An 18,946-nucleotide genomic window follows, 5' to 3' on the forward strand; every position below is an offset into this window, starting at 1 on the left:
TTCGCACGTCTGGCCAATTACGCAACAGTGTTGTTTAATGGCGGGCATGAGTGACTTGCGCGTGGGTGTTCTCGGGTACGGCATCGGCGGCCGCGTCTTCCACGCCCCGCTGGTGGCGGCGACGCCCGGGCTCACCCCCGCGGTGATCACGACCTCGTCCAACGCCGCCCAGGCGCGCACCGACCACCCGGGTGCGGAGGTTGTGCCGGACGCCGACGCGTTCTTCGAGCACGCCGGCGACCTCGACCTCGTCGTGGTCAGCACGCCGAACCGTACGCACGTGCCGCTCGCGCTGCGGGCGATCGAGGCAGGCCTGCCGGTGGTCGTCGACAAGCCGTTCGCGCCGACCGCGGCCGAGGCCGAGCGGGTCGTGGCCGCGGCGAAGGCGGCGGGCGTCGGCCTGACCGTGTTCCAGAACCGGCGGCTCGACTCCGACTTCCTCACCGTCCGGAAGGTGCTCGAGTCCGGGAAGCTCGGCGAGGTCTTCCGCTTCGAGTCCCGCTACGACCGCTGGGTGCCCAAGCCGAAGGACAACTGGCGCGAGTTCGGCGACCCGGCCGAGGCCGGCGGCCTGCTCTACGACCTCGGCGCGCACATCGTCGACCAGGCGCTGCAGCTGTTCGGCCCGGTCACCCGCGTCTACGCGGAGACCGACCGCCGCCGGGCCGGCGTCCAGGTCGACGACGACGTCTTCGTCGCGCTGCACCACGCGAACGGCGTCCGCTCGCACCTGTGGGCGTCCGCGCTCGCCGGCACGCAGAACCCGCGGTTCCGGGTGCTCGGCGACCAGGCGACCTTCACCAAGTACGGCCTCGACGTGCAGGAACCGCAGATCAAGGCGGGCATGCGCCCGGGCGACGACGCGTGGGGCGTCGAGCCGGCGTCGGACGCGGGCCAGATCGGCGTCGGCAACGACGTCAAGACCGTCCCGACCGAAACCGGCCGCTACGAGCAGTTCTACGCCCAGGTGCGGGACGCGCTGCGCGGCGAAGGCGACTTCCCGGTCGACCCCGAGTCGTCGGTCGCGGCCCTGCGCGTGATCGAAGCCGCGCACCGCTCCGGCGTCGAAGGCACTGTGGTCGCCCTCTGACCGGCCGTGACCTCGGTGACCCCCAGCTCCGAGGTCACGGCCTCCTTCGGCCGCGCTGCTGGTCCTGTAGTTCCTGCAGCCGCTGCTGGAATTCGCGGATCCGGTCGAGCTGGTCGTTCTGCTGCCGGTTGCCGCCGTCGCCGAACTGGACCGAATCCCGCTGGTCCCGCTGCTGTTGCTGCGGCGGCTGCTGGACCTGCACCCGGTCCTGTGGCGAGCTGATGGCCGCGACGCGGTCGAAGCGCTCGCCCGGCCGTCCGCTCAGGTAGAGCTGCATGAACCGGTCCCAGATCGGGCCGGCGAGCGTCGAACCGAACAGCGGGGCGCCGCCCGGGCCGCGCAGGGCCTTGTCGCCGTCGCTGCCCACCCAGACCGCGGCGGACACCGAAGGCGTGTAGCCCACCATCCACGTCTGGGAGTTCGCGTTCGCCGCCGACGCGGGTTCGTCGTTCTGCGGCGTGTGCTGCTGCGTCCCCGTCTTGCCCGCACACTCGTGGCCGGCCGGGCAGCTCAGCTTGGAGAACGGGATCACCGGTGCCAGTGCCGCCGTCACGTTCCCGGCGATCTGCGCGCTCTTCTGCGTGTCGTTGTCGGCGAACGCGTCGATCGAGCGGAGCTTCGCCTCGTACGCGGTTTCGCCGTTCGCGTTGGTCACCTTCTGCACGAAGTGCCGGTCGCGCTGGACGCCGCCCGCGGCGAAGGTCGCGTACGCCGAGGCCATGTCGGCCGGCGTGACCTGCGTGCCGCCCCCGCCGATGGAGATGTTGTTGTCGCCGGTGAACAGCTCGCTGCGGCCGCCGTTGTCCTTAGTCCGGATGCCCGCCTCGCGCGCGGCTTCCGCCACGCCGCTCGGCTTCGTCACGTTGAGGACCATGTCGTAGAACACCGTGTTCGTGGACCGCTGCATCGCCTCGGAGACGGTGCACTGCTGCGAGCAGCTGCTGCTGTCCCCGGCGTTGCGGATCGGGAGGTCGACGCCGGGGAACGTGCGCGGGGACGTGCCGTCGAACCGCGCGTCGAGGCCACGGCCGAGCTTGAGGAACGCCGCCAGGTCGAACGGCTTCATCGACGACCCGGGGTTGTGCGCCTCGTCGGCCCAGTCGCGCCCGGCGAGGTCCTCGCCGTTCGGGCCCTTCACGATCGCTTCGCCGCCGTAGTAGGCGAGCACGCCGCCGGTCTTCGGGTCGACGGCCACCAGCGCGTTCAGGATCCGGTCGTCGGTCTGGTCCGCCATCCCTTCGGCCACGGCCTTCTCGGCCGACTGCTGCGCCTGCGAGTCGATGGTGGTGAAGACCTGGAAACCGCCCGAGTAGTACTGCTTCTCGTCGATCCCCTGCGCCGCCAGCTCGGCCTTGACCTGCTTCTTGAGGAACGGGTTGAGCGCGCCGGCCTGCTTGCTCTCCCGCAGCGGGATCGGCGTCGGGAACTTCGCGGCGGCGCGCTGGGCCGGCGTCAGGTAGCCGTTCTTGAGCATCCGGTCCAGCGCCGTGGTCCACCGGTTCGTCGCGACGGTCTGGTTTTCCGAGCGGCCCGGCTGCTGGATCAGCCCGGCGAGCAGCGCGGCCTGCGAGTAGTCGAGCTGACCGGCGTCCTTGCCGAAGTACGCCTGCGCGGCGGCCTGGATCCCGTACGAGCCGCGGCCGAAGTAGATGATGTTGAGGTAGGCGGTGATGATGTCCGCCTTGTCGTAGGTCTGGTTCATCTTGAACGACTTCGCGAGCTCGACCCACTTGCGCGTCAGCGTCGGGTCGTCGTCGCCGGAAGCGTTCTTGATGTACTGCTGTGAAATCGTCGAGCCGCCGCCGGGGCCGCCGGTGACCTGGTTGTAGGCCGCGCGCAGGATGCCGCCGACGTCGAAGCCGGAGTTCGTCTCGAACGACGCGTCTTCGGTGGCGATCACGGCTTTCTTGACGACGTCCGGGATCTGGTTCGGTGCGAGGATCTGCCGGTTGCCGCCGGTGGGGACGTCCTTGCCCATTTCGGTGCCGTCGCTGAACAGGTAGGTGACCGCCTGGCCCTGCGCCTGCGCGATCGTCTCCGGCGAGGGGACGTCGACGGCGAGGTAGGTGAGCGCGAAGGCGATCCCGGGGACGACGAAGAACAGTCCCGCGGCCACGTACCCCATCCGCCGGACCCGCCGCCACCGCCGTCGCCGCAGGTCCTGGGCGGTGAGCGGGCGCGGCCGGCGCGGCGGCTCACCGGCCCGCTGCCGGATGATCGGCACGGTCGGCGGCTCGTCCGGCTCGGTCCCGTTGTGCGCGTGGTGGGTGATCAGGTCGGGCTCGCTGCCCAGCAGTCCGGCACGCGGCACGGGCCGCCGGGCGCGACGACGTCGGGGTTCGGGCTGCCGGTCGTGGTTCACGGGCCGTCCTCCACGGTGGGCTGCGGACGCAGTCCTCTCGGGAGGCACACGTACCGCCGCCCACCGTGGTTCAGCCGGTTACGCCGATGGGTCCGGTGTATCGGTCGGAGTTTCCTTCGGGCTCGTCGTCGGCTTCGGGTGCTTCGGCGTGCTCTCCTTCGACGGCGGCTGGTCGCCGTCGTGCCCCGGGCCGTGGCCCTGGTCGCCCGGGTCGCCGTCGGGGTTCTCGTCGGTCGGGGCCGATTCCGTCGTCGTCGCCACTTCGGACGACGGCGGGGGTGCGACCTCGCCGCCGATGCGCTCGACCTTGTCGAAGCGCTCGCCCGGCTTGCCCGTCAGGTACAGCGAAAGGAACTTCTGCCACATCGGGCCGGCGATCGTGGAGCCGTAGATCGGCGAGTTGTTCTTGCCGTGCAGCGGCTTGTTGCCGTCGCCGCCGACCCAGGCCGCCACCGAGACCGACGGGGTGTACCCGACCATCCACGTCTGCGAGTTCGCGTTCGCCGCCCACGCCGGCTCGCCCGCGACCTTCGTGTGCTGCTGCGTCCCGGTCTTCCCGGCACACTCGTGGCCGTTCGGGCACTTCAGGTGCGAGAAGTCGATGACCGGCTTCAGCGCTTCGGTGACGTTGCCGGCGATCTGCCTGCTCTTGTCCGCGTCGCTGTCGAACACGGCCTTCGCGTCGGTGGCGGCCTCCCACGCGACTTCGTTCTGCGCGTTGGTCACCTTCTGGACGAAGTGCCGGTCGCGCTGCTGGCCGTTGGCCGCGAAGGTCGCGTATGCCGCGGCCATGTCCAGCGGGGTGATCTGGGTTTCGCCACCGCCGAGGGAGATGTTGTTGTCCTTGGTGGAGATGATCGACTGGCCGCCGTCCTCCTTGACCTTGACGCCGGCCTCCTTCGCGGCTTCCTTGACCGGGCCCTGCTTGGTGTCGTGCAGGACCATGTCGTAGAAGACGGTGTTCGCCGACCGCATCATCGCTTCGGACACCGTGCACTGCTGCGAGCAGGTGCTGCCCGGGCCGGCGTTGCGCACGACGCGGCCGTCGAAGACGCGGTTGTTGGAGCCGTCGTAGGTGGTGTCGAGGCCCTTGCCCATCTTGAGCAGCGCCGTGAGGTCGAACGGCTTCATCGACGAACCCGGGTTCTGCGGCGTGTCCGCCCAGTCGCGCCCGGCCTGGTCCTGGCCGTTGACCTGGATGATCGGCTTGCCGCCGTAGTAGGCGAGCACGCCGCCGGTCTTCGGGTCGACGGCGACGAGCGCGTTGAGCAGGTTGTCGTCGACCTGGTTCTTCATCGCGTCGGTGGCGGCCTGCTCGGCGGCCTGCTGCGCCTTCGGGTCGATCGTCGTCTGGACCACGAAACCGCCGGCGTAGTAGCGGTCTTCCGGGATGTCGTGCGCGGCCAGCTCGTTCTTCACCTGCTGCACGACGAACGCGGGCGGCGCGCCGGCCTGCTGTTTGCTGTCTTCCAGCGGGATCGGCGTCGGGAACTGCGCCGCCGCGCGGTCGGCCGCGCTGATGTAGTTGTTCTTCACCATCCGGTCGAGCGCGGTGTTCCAGCGGTCGTTCGCGACCTTGGGGTTCTCCGACCGGCCCGGCTGCTGGATCAGGCCCGCGAGCAACGCGGCTTCCGAGAAGGAAAGGTCCTTGGCTTCCTTGTGGAAGAAGGCCTGCGACGCCGCGCCCACCCCGTACGCCCCGCGCCCGAAGTAGATGATGTTCAGGTACGCGGTGATGATGTCCTTCTTCTCGTACGTCTGGTTCATCTTGAAGGACTTGGCCAGCTCGGTCCACTTGCGCGTGAGCGTGGGCGCGTCGTTGTCGGTGGCCTTCTTGATGTACTGCTGCGAAATCGTCGAACCACCGCCGGTGCCGCCGGTGGCCTGGTTGTAGACCGCGCGCAGCAGGCCGCCGACGTCGAAGCCCGAGTTGGTCTCGAACGAGTCGTCCTCGGTCGCGATCGCCGCGTGCTTCATGACGTCCGGGATCTGGTCGGGTGTCAGCAGCACCCGGTTGCCGCCGCGCGGGACGTCCTTGCCCATCGGCGAGCCGTCGGCGTAGAGGTAGGTCACCGCCTGGCTCTGGTTCTGCGCGACCTCGGTCGGCGAGGGCACGTCGACCAGGAAGTACGTGATGACGAACGCGATCGCGGGTACCACGAAGAACAACCCGAAGAACCCGTAGGCGACCCTCCGGATGATCTTCCAGCGGCGCTTCTTCTTCTGCGCCGGGGTCAGGACCGGCTTGCCGTCGCCTTCGGGCTCGACGTCGTCGTAGCCGGACGGCTCCTCGTACGCGTGGTGCGTCATCAGCTCGGGGCCGCCGCTCATCGGCGGCGGTTCGGGCCGGTACCCGCGCGGTGGCGGCTGCTGCGGGCGGCCGGGCGGCGGGGGCACCGGGCGCCGCGGGCCCTGACCGTACGGGCCCTGCGGTGCGGACGGCCCACGACGGCGCGGATCAGGACCCTGGCCCGGCGGCCAGGAGCGGGATCGATCGTCGGGCACGGGGCAGTCCTCCAGGTTCGCGGGCAGCGACAGCCGCCACCCCCTCGAGAAAGGACGCGTGTGACGCCGGTGGGTTGCCGGATGATCACCCCGAAAACGACTCAGGGCCCTCCGCGCGATCGCGGAGGGCCCTGCGGTCAGCCCGGGCCGGCGCCCGGTGGGGCAGCGAGCCCGCCACCACCACCCGCGGTGTTGCCCAGCGGGAACGTCGGGGTTTCGCCCGGTCCGGGCCTGCTCCGGCTCGTCCGGGGCGTGGTCGTCTCCGTGTTCGACGACTCGGTGCTGGGCGGGGTCTCGGTGGTGGACGGCGGCGTCGTCGTCGTGCTCGGCGCCTCCGACGTCTTCGTCGGCGTCGTGGTCACGTCGTTGACGTCCTTGCCGATCGGCGCGACCTTGTCGAACTTCTCCCCCGGTTTGCCCTTGAGGTAGAGGTTCATGAAGTTCTGCCACGTCGGACCGGCGATGGTGGCACCGAAGATCGGCTTGTTCTTCGGGTCGTGCAGCGGCTTGTTGCCGTCGCCGCCGACCCAGACCGCGGCCGACACCGACGGCGTGTAGCCGACCATCCAGGTCTGCGCGTTGCGGTCCTTGTACGACGCCGGGTCGTCGTCCTTGGCGGTGTACTGCTGCGTACCGGTCTTGCCGGCGCACTCGTGGCCGGTCGGGCACTTCAGCTTCGAGTGGTCGATGACCGGGACGAGCGCCTCGGTCACGTTGCCGGCGATCTGCTGGCTCTTGGCCGCGTCGTCGGAGAACGCCGGGTTGGTCTTGATGTTGTTCTCGTCGAACTCGACTTCGTCCTGCTTGTTCGTCAGCTTCGCGACGAAGTGCTGCTCGTGGTAGGTGCCGCCGTTGGCGAACGACGCGTACGCGGCCGCCATGTCCTCCGGCGTCACGGCCGTGCCACCACCACCGAGCGAGATGTTGTTGTCGTCGGTGTAGAGGACGCTCTTGCCCTCCGGCGCCACCCGGACCCCGGCTTCCTTCGCCGCTTCCGCGACCCGCGACGGCTTCGTCACGTTCAGGACCATGTCGTAGAACACGGTGTTCGCCGAGATCTCCATCGCCTTGGCGACGGTGCAGTCCTTGCCGCAGCTGGCGCTGTCACCCGCGTTCCGGACCGTGCGGCCGCCGAGCACCCGGTTGTTCGAGCCGTCGAACGTCTCGCCGAGGCCCTTGCCCATCTTGAGGAACGCCGTGAGGTCGAACGCCTTCACCGACGAACCGGGGTTGCGGGCCTGGTTCGCCCGGTCCTGGCCGATCTGGTTCTTGCCGTTCGCGTCCTTCACCAGCTCCGGCCCGCCGTAGTAGGCGATCACGCCGCCCGACTTCGGGTTGACCGCGACCAGGGCGTTGAGCAGGTTCTCGTCCGTCTGGCCCTTCATGCCCTCCTGGGCGGCCTGCTCCGCCGCGGCCTGCGCCGCCGGGTCGATCGTGGTGTAGATCTTCGCTCCGGACGAGAACAGCTTGTTCTCGTCGTAACCCTTCGCTGCCAGCTCGTCCTTGATCCGCTGCTGGAGCTGGTAGGTCATCTTCCCGGAGTTTTCCTCCTTGTTCGCGTTCTTCTCGATCGGCGTCGGGTACTGGGCGGCGGCGCGCTCGTCCGCGCGCAGCCACTTGTTGGCGACCATCTGGTCCATCACGTACGTCCAGCGCTGCTGGGCGTACTTCTGGTTCTCCGAACGGCCGGGGCCCTGGATCAGGCCGGCCAGCAGCGAGGCCTCGGACGCGTTGAGGTCCTTGGCGTCCTTGTTGAAGTACGCCTTCGCGGCCGCCTGGATGCCGTTCGCCCCGCGGCCGAAGTAGACGATGTTCAGGTAGGAAGTGATGATCTCTTCCTTGGACTGCTGGTTGTTCATCTTGAACGACTTCGCCAGCTCGGTCCACTTGCGGGTCAGCGTCGGGGCGTCGTTCTGCGTGGCCTGCTTGATGTACTGCTGGGAGATGGTCGAACCACCGCCCTGGCCACCGGAAACCTGGTTCCAGACCGCGCGCAGGATGCCGGTGACGTCGAAGCCGGAGTTGGTCTCGAACGTCGCGTCCTCGGCCGAGTACACGGCGTGCTTGACGACTTCGGGGACCTCGCCCGGCTTGAGCAGCTGGCGGTCGCCGCCCGGCGGGAGCTCGCGGCCCATCACCTGGCCACCGGCGTCGTAGTAGGTGATCGGCTGGTTCTGCAGCGACTTGATGCTCTCCGGCGTCGGCACGTCGACCAGGAAGTACGTGATGACGAACGCGATCGCGGGGACCACGAAGAACAGGCCGACGCAGGCGTACGCCACCCGGCGGACGATCTTCCAGCGGCGCTTCTTCTTCTGCGCCGGGGTCAGGACCCGCTTGCCGTCTTCGTCGAGCTCCTCCTGGGGCTCGACGTCGTCGGCGAACTCGTTGAACGCGGCGTCGTCGTAGCCGTCGTCGTACGGGTCGCGCCCGAAGTCGTCGGTGCCGTTGTGCGCGTGGTGGGTGATGAGGTCCGGTTCGCGGCCGGGAGGCGGCACGGGCCGGCCGCCGCGTGGCTGGCGGAAGCCCTCCGGCGGCGAAGCGGGCGGCGGGCTCTGCTGGGGACGCTGGCCGGGCGGCGGGACGGCCCGCCGCGGCGGCATGCCCTGCTGCCCGGCGGGACGCTGCGGCCGCCGGGGCGGCTCTTCGCCCGGCCACTGCGGCCCGCCCTCGTCGCCGGACGGCCACTCGGGCGCGCCACCGCCACCACGCGGGTTGCCGCGAGGCGGGGTGTTGCGCTGGGGGCGGCGGGGGGCTTCTTCGCCGGGCCACGCCGGTCCGGGGTCTTCCCCCGGCCACGGGCCTGACTGGGCACGGCGAGGTGCATCTGGCTCCTGGCCGGGCCAGGAGCGGTTGCGGTCGTCGTTCACGAATGGGCCTCCCAGACCGGCGCCCGGTGGGGCGCCGTTCTGCGCTCTTCAGCGGTTGTGATCCAGCTCACCGGCCTGCGGTCCTTCGTGGACCGGCCGGTTCCCCCGTGCCGAGGACGTACGACCGGACCAGGTGGTTCCAGTGACACGCGCGGCACACTTCGACGTCGTACACGGTGAACTCGGCGAACATGCCGGCCATCCTGGCCAGCTCTTCGGGTGTCCTCGCCGAACCCGCGACGTGCTTGAGTTCGTCACCGTAGACCCAGGACACCAGGGTCAGCGGCTCCTGGCGGCAGATCGGGCAGGGCAGGTCACCGGCCCGGCCGTGGAACTTCGCCGCCCGCAGCAGGTACGGGCTCGCGTCGCAGGCTTCGTAGCTGCCGACGCGCCCGGAGCGGACTTCGGCCAGCAGCGCACGGCGCTGCAGCGCGTAGTCCACGACCTGCCGCTGGTTAATCACCAGGACAGAGTACGGGCTCTTCCTGTGTCGTCCACGCCCCCTAGCGCGGCCGCCTGCCCGACCGGGGTGGACACGCCGGACGTTCGATAACTCTCCGGTGAATTTCGCCCACTGCGGAGTGACCGGGCTCGTTAGCTTCGCCACTTCGATGTATCGGCGCGATATAGTGGCTGAGTAGGTTGGATCGAGGCGACCCGTTCGGAGCAACGCGCGTCGTCCCGGTTTGTTCCCGGAAGGGGGTGCGGTGTGCTGGAGTTCGCGATCCTGGGTCTTCTGCACGAAGCGCCCATGCACGGGTACGTGCTGCGCAAGCGGCTGCACGAGACGCTCGGCACGCTCCGGACGTTCTCGTACGGCTCGCTGTACCCGACCCTGCGGAAGCTGCTGCGGGCCGGGTACCTGGTCGAAGAGCTGGACGAGGCCGACGACCGGGCGTGGTCGCGGCGCGGACGGCGGGTCTACAAGCTCACCGCGGAGGGCAAGGAGCGCTTCGGTGAGCTGCTCGGCGACGCCGGGCCGCAGACCTGGGACGACGAAGGCTTCGGTGTTCACCTGGCCTTCTTCTCGCGTACCCCGGCCGACGTGCGGATGCGGATCCTCGAGGGCCGCCGCCGCCGGGTCGAGGAGCGCCGCGAGGGATTGCGGGCGGCGCTGTCGCGGGCCGAGGAGAAGATCGATCGCTACACCCGCGAGCTGCACCGGCTCGGGCTGGAGACCAGCGAGCGGGAGGTGCGCTGGCTCAACGAGCTGATCGCGCACGAACAAGCCGAACGGCAGGGTCCGGAGACCTGAGCCGCTCGGCCCGGGCCGCAGCGTCGCGGCACCAGACCTACTGAACAGACACGGATTGAAGGAGAAACCCCCATGGGCGAGAACCGCCGCGTACGGGTGGCCATCGTGGGCGTCGGCAACTGCGCGGCGTCGCTGGTCCAGGGTGTCCAGTACTACCGCGACGCGGACCCGGCCACCCGCGTCCCCGGTCTGATGCACGTCGACTTCGGCGGCTACCACGTCCGCGACATCGAGTTCGTCGCCGCGTTCGACGTGGACGCGAAGAAGGTCAGCCGCGACCTCTCCGAGGCGATCTTCGCCTCGGAGAACAACACGATCAAGATCGCCGACGTGCCGCCGCTCGGCGTCACCGTCCAGCGCGGCCACACCCACGACGGGCTCGGCCGCTTCTACCGCGAGACGATCGAGGAGTCCGACGAGGCCCCGGTCGACGTCGTCGCCGCGCTGCGCGAGGCCGAGGTCGACGTGCTCGTGTCGTACCTGCCGGTGGGCTCCGAGGTGGCGGACAAGTTCTACGCCCAGGCCGCGATCGACGCCGGGGTGGCGTTCGTCAACGCGCTGCCCGTGTTCATCGCCTCCGACCCCGAGTGGGCGAAGAAGTTCGAAGACGCCGGCGTCCCGATCGTCGGCGACGACATCAAGTCCCAGGTCGGCGCCACCATCACGCACCGCGTGCTGGCGAAGCTGTTCGAGGACCGCGGCGTCCAGCTCGACCGGACGATGCAGCTCAACGTGGGCGGGAACATGGACTTCCTGAACATGAAGGAGCTCGAGCGGCTCGAGTCGAAGAAGATCTCCAAGACCCAGTCCGTCACCTCGCAGGTCGACCGCGACCTCGGCAAGGGCAACGTCCACATCGGACCGTCGGACTACGTGCAGTGGCTCGACGACCGCAAGTGGGCCTACGTCCGGCTCGAGGGCCGCGCGTTCGGCGACGTGCCGCTGAACCTGGAGTACAAGCTCGAGGTGTGGGACTCGCCGAACTCGGCGGGCATCATCATCGACGCGGTCCGCGCCGCGAAGATCGCGAAGGACCGAGGCATCGGCGGCCCGATCCTGTCGGCGTCGTCGTACTTCATGAAGTCGCCGCCGGAGCAGTACGACGACTCGACCGCGCGCGACGCCGTGGAGAAGTTCATCCGCGGCGAGGCCGAGCGCTGATCCTCCGCTGAGCAGAAGGCCGTCACCGCTGGTGGCGGCCTTCTTCTCGTGCTGGACTAAACCGGTGGGGCGGGGTGCGCGTTGGCGGGGTGTGAGTGCGAGCGTGGGCGAGAGCGCGCCGGGGGACCTGGGCGCGCCGACCTTCCACGACCTGTTCCGGGAGTACTTCGGCCAGATGACCCGGCTGGCGCACCTGCTCGGCGCGGACGACGCGGAAAACGTCGCCCAGGAGGCCTTCGTCAAGCTCCACCAGCGCTGGGACACCCTGACCGACCACAGCCGGGTGGCCGGCTACCTGCGCACGACCGTGGTGAACATGTCGCGGTCGCGGACGCGGCACCTGCGCGTGGTCCGGCGCACCCCGCAGGAGCGGCCGCCGGACGAGCTGTCGGCCGAGGTCAGGGCGGTGGCCAACTGGGAGCACCAGCAGCTGCGCGCGGTGGTCGAAAAGCTGTCGAGAAGACAGCGCGAGGTCCTCGTGCTGAGGTATTGGCTGGACCTCAGCACGGCGGCGATCGCGGAGACGCTCGGCATCTCGCCGGGCACCGTCAAGGCGACCACGCACCACGCGATGGAGAACCTGCGCAAGCACTTGGGGGACGACCTGGGAGGTGAGCGATGACCGACCTCGAACGCAAGCTGGCCGACGCACTGCGTGAAGAGGCCGACAAGGTCACGCCCAACCTCGACGCGGCGTGGGCCGAGCAGTTGCGCCGGCAGCACCGCCCCCGCCGCCGCCGGGGCGCGGTGTGGCTCGCCCCGCTCGCCGCGGCGTCAGCGGTCTTGATCAGCGTGCTGGTAGGTGACCAGCTGAACACGGCTTCACCTCCGACGCCGGCCTCACCCATGAGCCCCGCAACGACGACGGTAACTGTTGCGGCGCCTCAGCACGTCCCGTCTGCCGTACCCTCGATCAACGGTGGGCCGGTCGGACTCATGAGTTTCACAGGGCAGACAGACACCTGGAAGGCTTATGCGTTCACTAGTCACCAAAACCTGAACTGGCCGCTGTTTTGTGTAGCGGCGATGCCCGATGGTCAGCCATTCGACAAGAATGCTCCCCAATTCGGGTTGAGGTCACCGCTTTGTGCCCTCTACCGAACGGATGCAAATCAAGTTATTTTCGCGCAACAAGTAGGTGAAGAGGGGGGGCCGCTGCCGGCCGATCGTGCGATCTACCTCGCCGACTGCACGGTGCGGGAACTCCGTCTTTACAACTCGGAAGGGGATCTGTCCCAAGCGGCGAGGGTTGGTCAGATGCTCGGTATGTGTGTGTTCTTGGCCGACATCACCGCTGGTAAACCGCCGGTACGGTTCGATGCCCACAGTGGTCAGGTTGTCCGCAGCGGCAGTATCAGCGTGGGCTGAGTCCAAGCGCACCCGGCAAGCCGGTGATCTCCGGCACCACCGCCGTCGCCTGGGCGAGCACCTCGGGATCCGGCGGGAAGTGCGGGTTCGGCACCGCGTACACCGCCATCTTCGCCGCCAGCGCGGACCGCAGGCCGTTCGTCGTGTCCTCCACGGCGGCGCAGTCCTCCGGCGCCACGCCCAGCAGCTCGGCGGCCCGCAGGTAGACGTCCGGTGCCGGTTTCCCGGCGCCGACCTGCTCGGACGACACCGCCGCCCCGACCGGCAGGCCGGTCACGTCGAGGAAGCCCTTGATCAGGATCACCGGCGACGAGCTCGCGATCGCCACTGGCCACTTCGCCGAGACTTGCCGCACGACGTCCACCGCGCCCGGGATCAGCGGCGGCTCCGCGGCGTACCGGGCGGCCATCCGCTTGACCACCAAAGTCGCGATCTCCGGTGGCGTGAGCTGCGCGCCGAGCTCCTCCACCAGGTAGCGGGCCCATTCCGGGGTGCTCATCCCCTGCTGCGCGCGGGTCGCCTCCTCGCGCCAGGTGCCGCCGTGCTCGGCGACGACCGCGCGGCGCACCTCGTCCCAGATCCGTTCCGAGTCCACCAGTACGCCGTCGAGGTCGAAGATCACCGCGTCCATGCCCCCGAGCGTAGCTTGTGAGAGGAGTTACTTAGCCACCCTTACTAATTTTTGTTAGCCTGGCTAAGTGAATTCCCCGATCGCCGACCTCGCCCACCGGCTGCGGCCGCTGGTCTTCCGGCTGTATCACCAGGTGCGCCGCCAGACCCCGCAGCTGTCGCTGACCCTCACCCAGGGGTCGGTGCTGAGCGAGCTGGTCAACGGCGGGCCGCGGCGGATGAGCGCGCTGGCCGAGTTCGAGCAGGTCAAGCTGCCGTCGATGACCGACGTCGTCGGCCGCCTCGAACGGCTCGGCCTCGCCACCCGCATGCCGGACCCCGCCGACGGCCGCGCGGTGCTCGTGGACGTCACCGGCGAGGGCCGCCGCTTCTACGCCGAGACGGTGGCCGCCCGCGAGGAGTTCCTCCGCGAGCGGCTCATCGCGATGGACGACACCGACCGCGCCGCGATCGAAGCCGCCCTCCCGGCTCTCGCCAAGTTGCTTTTGGGGGGTCCAGGGGGGCTTGCCCCCCCGGCTGGGGTCTGGGGCCCGGCCCCAGAAGACACAGTTGCTCGTGGACACCAAGAAGGAGGAACTGATCAGCGATGAGCGCTGAACACCACTCGAGCCTGCTGGACGCCGTCAAGGGCCAGCCCAAGCAGGTGTGGATCACCGCGTTCGCCGCGGTCATCGCCTTCATGGGGATCGGTCTGGTCGACCCGATCCTGCTTTCCATCGCCAAGGGCCTGGACGCGACGCCGTCCCAGGTCACCCTGCTCTTCTCGTCCTACCTCGGCGTCCAGGTCATCGCGATGCTGGTCACCGGCGCGGCGAGCGCCAAGTTCGGCGCCAAGCGCACGGTGCTGGTCGGGCTGACGCTGATCGTCGCGGCCACCGCCCTGTGCGCGGCCGCCGGGTCGATCGAGCAGCTCGTCGGGCTGCGCGCGGTCTGGGGCCTGGGCAACGCGTTCTTCATCGCGACGGCGCTTTCGGTGATCGTCGGGGCCGCGACCGGTGGCCAGTCCGGCGCGATCCTGCTCTACGAAGCCGCGCTCGGCGTCGGCCTGTCGGTCGGCCCGCTGCTGGGCGCGCTGCTCGGCAGCATCTCCTGGCGCGGCCCGTTCCTCGGCACCGCGATCCTGATGGCCGGCGCGCTCGTGCTGTGCGCGGTGTTCCTCAAGAGCGACAAGCACGAGAAGCGCGAGCCGATCAAGCTGCTCGACCCGCTCCGCGCGCTGAAGCACACCGGTCTGCTGCGCACCTCCGTCGCCTCGGCGCTGTACACCGCCGCGTTCTTCGCGGTGCTGGCCTGGTCGCCGTTCGTCCTCGGCTGGAGCGCCATCGCCGTCGGGCTGATCTTCTGCGGCTGGGGCCTGTGCGTCGCGGTCGCCGGCGTCGCCCTCGCGCCGCGGCTGGCCGCCAAGCTCGGCGAGCGGCACGCGGCCGCGGCCGCCGTCTTCGGCTACGCCGTGCTGATGCTGGTGCTCGCGGTGCCGAGCAAGCCGGTCCTGGTCGCCGGGATCATCGTCTCCGGGCTGGTGTCCGGGCTGTTGAACACGCTGTTCACCGGTACCGCGATGTCGATCAGCGACGCGCCGCGCCCGGTCGCCAGCGCGGGCTACAACTTCTGCCGCTGGCTCGGTGGCGCCGTGGCCGCGACGCTGGTCGGGCACGTGGCCGAGTGGTTCGGTTCGCCGCAGGCGCCGTTCGTCGTCTCGGCCATCCTGTGCGTCGTCGCCGGTGCGCTGCTCTCGCTGCGGGAGAAGAAGGCCGACCCGCACACCGTGCCGCGGGAAGCGGTGCTCGTCGGCGAAGAGTTCTGAGTTCCGCACCCACCGTGACAGCCCCGGGATCCGTGTCCCGGGGCTGTCGGCTGTACACCCGTTGTTCACCCAGAAGTCCGGAAAGACTGGTTTTGGGCACTTAGGTTCGGTTCGTTCCCGAATCCCCACCATGGAGGCGCTGTGCCCGACCGCCTGCTCCCGTTGTTCGCCGCTCATCCGGGCGGCCGTTCCCCGATCACCTGCGAGTACCGCTGCGGCAACGCGTGCGCCCACCCCGAGGCGAACGACTCCGGGAACGAGTACTTCGGTGACGTCGTCAAGGACATCTCCCGCCGCCGGGTCTTCAAGGCCGGAGCCGTGATGGCCGCCGCCGCGGGCGGGTTCGCCGCGTTGTCCGGTACGGCCGCGGCCTCGCCGCTCGAGAAGCCCCAGCCGTCGCGCCCGGTGCCGGGCACCGACTTCGACCCGGTCCCGCCGAACAAGCTCGACGCGGTCAGCATCCCCGACGCCTACGCGCAGCGCGTCGTCGTCCGGTGGGGCGACCCGGTCGTCGCGGGCGCGCCGAAGTTCGACTTCACCAAGCAGACCGCCGCCGCGCAGGCGAAGCAGTTCGGCTACAACAACGACTTCGTCGGCCTGATCCCGCAGGACGCGCTGGGCCTGACGAACCTGCTCGTGGTCAACCACGAGTACACGACCGAGGTCCACATGTTCCCGGCCGACCAGTACGACCCGGCGAACCCGACCGAGGAGCAGGTCAAGATCGCCTGGGCCGCGCACGGTCTCTCGGTGCTGCTGACCCGCCGCGACCCGGTCCGCGGCGGCCTCGAGGTGGTCCCCAGCCGCTACGGCCGCCGGATCACGCTCGACACGATCTTCGAGGTGCGCGGCCCGGCCGCCGGCTCGAAGTTCCTCAAGACGTCGGCCGACCCGACCGGGCGCAAGGTCCGCGGCACGCAGAACAACTGCTCCGGCGGCGTGACGCCGTGGGGCACGGTGCTCTCCGGCGAGGAGAACTTCGACCAGTACTTCGCGAACTCCGACAAGGTCACCGACCCGGTCGAGGCGGCGCGGCTCAAGCGCTACTCCATCGGCAGCGGCACGAGCACCCGCAAGTGGGAGCGGTTCGACAAGCGCTGGGACGTCTCGCAGGAGCCCAACGAGCCGAACCGCTTCGGCTGGGTCGTCGAAATCGACCCCAACGACCCGGACTCGACGCCGGTCAAGCACACCGCGCTCGGCCGGTTCAAGCACGAAGCCGCGAACGTCAAGATCACCGCGGACGGCCACGTCGCCGTCTACTCCGGGGACGACAGCCGCTTCGAATACATCTACAAGTTCGTCTCGAAGGGCAAGTACAAGCCCGGCAAGAGCGCGCACGCGCGGCGCCACAACTCGGCGCTGCTCGACGAGGGCACGCTGTACGTCGGCCGGTTCACCGGTGACAGCCCGGCCGCGGAGATCGACGGCACCGGCAAGCTGCCCGCCGACGGCGAGTTCGACGGCCGCGGCGAGTGGATCCCGCTGGTGAGCGGCGACAAGTCCTTTGTGGACGGATTCACCGCCGAAGAGGTCTACGTCTTCACCCGCCAGGCCGCGGACAAGGTGAACGCCACGAAGATGGACCGGCCGGAGGACATCGAGCCGAACCCGGTCAACGGCCGGATCTACGCGGCACTGACCAACAACTCCGACCGCGGCGCGACCGGCAAGGCCGGTGCCGACGAGCCGAACCCGCGCGTGGGCAACAAGAACGGGCACATCCTGGAGTGGGAGGAGGACCGCGGCGACGCGGCGTCGACCCGGTTCTCCTGGCGGCTGCTGCTGGTCTGCGGTGACCCGAAGGCGGCCGACACCTACTTCGGCGGCTTCCCGAAGGACCAGGTCAGCCCGATCTCCTGCCCGGACAACGTGGCCTTCGACCGGTACGGCAACCTGTGGATCGCCACCGACGGCAACGCTCTCGGCGCGAACGACGGCCTCTTCTCGGTGCCGGTCACCGGGCCGGAGCGCGGGCACGTCAAGCAGTTCCTCTCGGTGCCGGTCGGCGCCGAGACGTGCGGCCCGGTCGTCACCGACCACCTCGTGCTCGTCGCGGTGCAGCACCCGGGCGAGAACGCGGCCAGCTCGGCGAACCCGACGTCGCACTGGCCGGACGGCGGCACCGCGCAGCCGCGGCCGTCGATCGTTTCGGTGTGGAAGAAGGGCCGCTTCGGGCTGCCCGGCCGCATCGGCGAGCGCTGACATAAACCGGCCCGCACCGGCCGATGTTCACTCTTAAGTGGACGGTTCTCGCCCGGTGCGGGCCGGTGCCACGCGCCATAGTCGAAGCATGGTCCGTTCGGCGCGCGTGGTGGCAGTGGCGGTGGTGGCGCTCTCGGGGACGGTCGTACCCACGGCCGCCGCGGAGCCACCTCCGTCGTGCGGCGGGGTGGCGGCGAACCCGAGTGTCGAGGAGACGGCGCGCAACGGCGCTCCCGACGGGTACGTGTTCACCCCGGCCGCGCCCGTTCCGCCCGGCACGCCGGCCGCGAAGGCGCCCAAGCTGCTGACCGACCAGGCGTACGCCGTCGACGGGCAGCGGTCGGCGGTGATCCAGACGCCGGACGGCAAGGCCAGCACCGCCGTCCAGACCGAGAAGTTCGTTCCCGGCGGCGTCTACACGCTGAGCGTCTGGACCGCTTCGCACGCGCCGGGCAACGGCGCGGCCACCGGCCTGCGGTTCTTCGACGCGTCCGGCGCGCAGGTGCAGGAGAACAAGCTCGCGGTCGACCACAACGCGAGCGACGGCCACCTCGCCCGGCAGGACTTCCCGGCGGCGACGGCCCCGGCCAAGGCCACCGCGGTGAAGTTCTTCGCCGGCACCAGCCTCGAACGGCTGCGCTGGGACTGCGTCGACCTCAAGCTCGCCGCGTACTCGGTGAAGAAGGAAGTGCAGAACCCGGCGACCGGCGCGTGGGGCTCGTTCGCGACGGTCACCGCCGGCGAGACCGCGCACTACCGGATCACCGTGACGAACGACGGCACCGAGGAGCTGACCGGGATCTCGGTGCAGGACCCGTGGTGCCCGGCGCCGTTCGAGCCGTTCGCGCTGGCCGCGGGCGCGAACAAGCAGCTGACCTGCGACCACCCGGACCTCACGGTGGCCGACAACGGGCACGTCAACACGGCGAAGGTCACCGGCGTGAAGTTCGCGGGCGGCACGCTCGGCGACAAGACGGCGTCGGCCACGATCACCGTCCTGCCGCCGCCCGCGATCGCGAAGATCGGCGACTTCGCGTGGAACGACCGCAACCGCGACGGGATCCAGGACCCGGGCGAGCCCGGCGTCGCGGGCGTGAAGGTGACGCTGAAGGACGGCGCGGGCGGCACGGTCGGCACCGCGACCACCGACGCCGGCGGGAAGTACGGCTTCGAGAAGCTGAAGGACGGCACCTACCAGGTCTGCTTCGCCGTCCCGGCGGACTTCACGGTGACCCGCAAGGACGCGGCGGCCGACGACCGCGACTCCGACGCGGGCCCGGACGGCTGCACCGCCCCGCGCACCCTGGGCGGCCCGGGGCGCGAGGACTTCACGGTCGACCTCGGGCTCGCCCCGCCGACCAACCGGATCGGCGACTTCGCCTGGGCCGACACCGACGGCAACGGCTTGCAGGACCCGGGCGAACCCGGCCTGGCCGGGGTCAAGGCCGTGCTGAGCAACGGCGTCAGCGTCGTCACCGGCCCGGACGGCGCGTACGCCTTCACCGGCCTCGAAGACGGCAGCTACCAGGTCTGCTTCAGCGCGGACGGGCGCAAGCCGACGAAGAAGGACGCCGGGGACGACGCCCGCGACTCGGACGCGGACCCGGTGTCGGGCTGCGCGGACCCGCGGACGCTCGGTCCCGGCGCGCGCGACGACCACACCGTCGACGTCGGCTTCGCCTAGTTACGGTGGGGG

14 protein-coding genes are annotated in these 18,946 nt (G+C 69.9%); 9 read left to right on the forward strand and 5 right to left on the reverse strand.

The window, feature by feature from the left end:
• The first annotated feature begins 46 nt into the window (after positions 1–46).
• Entirely contained in the window at positions 47–1,090 is a 1,044-nt protein-coding gene (locus tag H4696_RS34185) for a Gfo/Idh/MocA family oxidoreductase (RefSeq protein WP_086856529.1), read from the forward strand.
• A gap of 34 nt (positions 1,091–1,124) precedes the next feature.
• On the opposite strand, the gene H4696_RS34190 is transcribed toward H4696_RS34185, so the two are convergent.
• The 4 genes from H4696_RS34190 to H4696_RS34205 form a co-directional block, all read right to left on the reverse strand.
• Positions 1,125–3,452, reverse strand: a complete 2,328-nt coding sequence (locus tag H4696_RS34190) for a transglycosylase domain-containing protein (RefSeq protein ID WP_249026847.1) — start codon at positions 3,450–3,452, stop codon at positions 1,125–1,127.
• A gap of 78 nt (positions 3,453–3,530) precedes the next feature.
• Positions 3,531–5,957 carry a transglycosylase domain-containing protein gene (locus tag H4696_RS34195; protein WP_420831521.1) on the reverse strand — a complete coding sequence of 809 codons (2,427 nt, stop codon included), beginning with the start codon at positions 5,955–5,957 and terminating at the stop codon, positions 3,531–3,533.
• 137 nt (positions 5,958–6,094) lie between these two features.
• Complete coding sequence (locus tag H4696_RS34200) at positions 6,095–8,827, reverse strand: transglycosylase domain-containing protein (protein ID WP_169734821.1); 2,733 nt, start codon at positions 8,825–8,827, stop codon at positions 6,095–6,097.
• Positions 8,828–8,894: 67 nt separating this feature from the next.
• On the reverse strand, positions 8,895–9,290 hold the full coding sequence (locus H4696_RS34205) for a DUF5318 domain-containing protein (RefSeq protein ID WP_086856498.1): 396 nt from the start codon (positions 9,288–9,290) through the stop codon (positions 8,895–8,897).
• Positions 9,291–9,536: 246 nt separating this feature from the next.
• Here H4696_RS34205 and H4696_RS34210 point away from each other — a divergent pair, with 246 nt between their 5' ends.
• The 4 genes from H4696_RS34210 (at position 9,537) to H4696_RS34225 (ending at position 12,611) form a co-directional block, all read left to right on the forward strand.
• Positions 9,537–10,082 carry a PadR family transcriptional regulator gene (locus H4696_RS34210; protein WP_086856499.1) on the forward strand — a complete coding sequence of 182 codons (546 nt, stop codon included), beginning with the start codon at positions 9,537–9,539 and terminating at the stop codon, positions 10,080–10,082.
• Positions 10,083–10,154: 72 nt separating this feature from the next.
• Positions 10,155–11,243 carry an inositol-3-phosphate synthase gene (locus H4696_RS34215; RefSeq protein ID WP_086856500.1) on the forward strand — a complete coding sequence of 363 codons (1,089 nt, stop codon included), beginning with the start codon at positions 10,155–10,157 and terminating at the stop codon, positions 11,241–11,243.
• Between the two features lie 91 nt (positions 11,244–11,334).
• A complete protein-coding gene (locus H4696_RS34220; protein ID WP_249026848.1) occupies positions 11,335–11,865 on the forward strand; it encodes an RNA polymerase sigma factor in 531 nt (176 codons plus the stop codon).
• A complete protein-coding gene (locus H4696_RS34225) occupies positions 11,862–12,611 on the forward strand; it encodes a hypothetical protein (protein ID WP_143264923.1) in 750 nt (249 codons plus the stop codon). Before H4696_RS34220 ends, H4696_RS34225 begins: the two co-directional genes overlap by 4 nt.
• Here H4696_RS34225 and H4696_RS34230 read toward each other — a convergent pair.
• Positions 12,598–13,242, reverse strand: coding sequence for an HAD family hydrolase (locus tag H4696_RS34230; RefSeq protein ID WP_086856502.1), 645 nt, complete (start codon positions 13,240–13,242; stop codon positions 12,598–12,600). The genes H4696_RS34225 and H4696_RS34230 overlap by 14 nt on opposite strands.
• 67 nt (positions 13,243–13,309) lie before the next feature.
• Here H4696_RS34230 and H4696_RS34235 point away from each other — a divergent pair, with 67 nt between their 5' ends.
• From H4696_RS34235 to H4696_RS34250, 4 genes are all read left to right on the forward strand, one after another.
• Entirely contained in the window at positions 13,310–13,831 is a 522-nt protein-coding gene (locus H4696_RS34235) for a MarR family winged helix-turn-helix transcriptional regulator (protein ID WP_249026849.1), read from the forward strand.
• On the forward strand, positions 13,828–15,045 hold the full coding sequence (locus tag H4696_RS34240; RefSeq protein ID WP_086856503.1) for an MFS transporter: 1,218 nt from the start codon (positions 13,828–13,830) through the stop codon (positions 15,043–15,045). The genes H4696_RS34235 and H4696_RS34240 overlap by 4 nt, the downstream gene beginning before the upstream one ends.
• A 141-nt stretch (positions 15,046–15,186) precedes the next feature.
• Positions 15,187–17,250 (forward strand): PhoX family protein, encoded by a 2,064-nt coding sequence (locus H4696_RS34245; RefSeq protein WP_086856504.1) that lies wholly within the window; start codon positions 15,187–15,189, stop codon positions 17,248–17,250.
• 88 nt (positions 17,251–17,338) lie between these two features.
• Positions 17,339–18,934, forward strand: coding sequence for a DUF7850 domain-containing protein (locus H4696_RS34250; RefSeq protein WP_086856505.1), 1,596 nt, complete (start codon positions 17,339–17,341; stop codon positions 18,932–18,934).
• Positions 18,935–18,946: the final 12 nt, after the last annotated feature.

It is taken from the genome of Amycolatopsis lexingtonensis (assembly GCF_014873755.1).
Classification (GTDB): domain Bacteria; phylum Actinomycetota; class Actinomycetes; order Mycobacteriales; family Pseudonocardiaceae; genus Amycolatopsis; species Amycolatopsis lexingtonensis.

Coding starts and splice junctions, on each gene's coding strand:
- H4696_RS34185 (WP_086856529.1), top strand. CDS start 47: ATGAGTGACTTGCGCGTGGGTGTTCTCGGGTACGGCATCGGCGGCCGC.
- H4696_RS34215 (WP_086856500.1), top strand. CDS start 10,155: ATGGGCGAGAACCGCCGCGTACGGGTGGCCATCGTGGGCGTCGGCAAC.
- H4696_RS34225 (WP_143264923.1), top strand. CDS start 11,862: ATGACCGACCTCGAACGCAAGCTGGCCGACGCACTGCGTGAAGAGGCC.
- H4696_RS34230 (WP_086856502.1), bottom strand. CDS start 13,242: ATGGACGCGGTGATCTTCGACCTCGACGGCGTACTGGTGGACTCGGAA.
- H4696_RS34240 (WP_086856503.1), top strand. CDS start 13,828: ATGAGCGCTGAACACCACTCGAGCCTGCTGGACGCCGTCAAGGGCCAG.
- H4696_RS34250 (WP_086856505.1), top strand. CDS start 17,339: ATGGTCCGTTCGGCGCGCGTGGTGGCAGTGGCGGTGGTGGCGCTCTCG.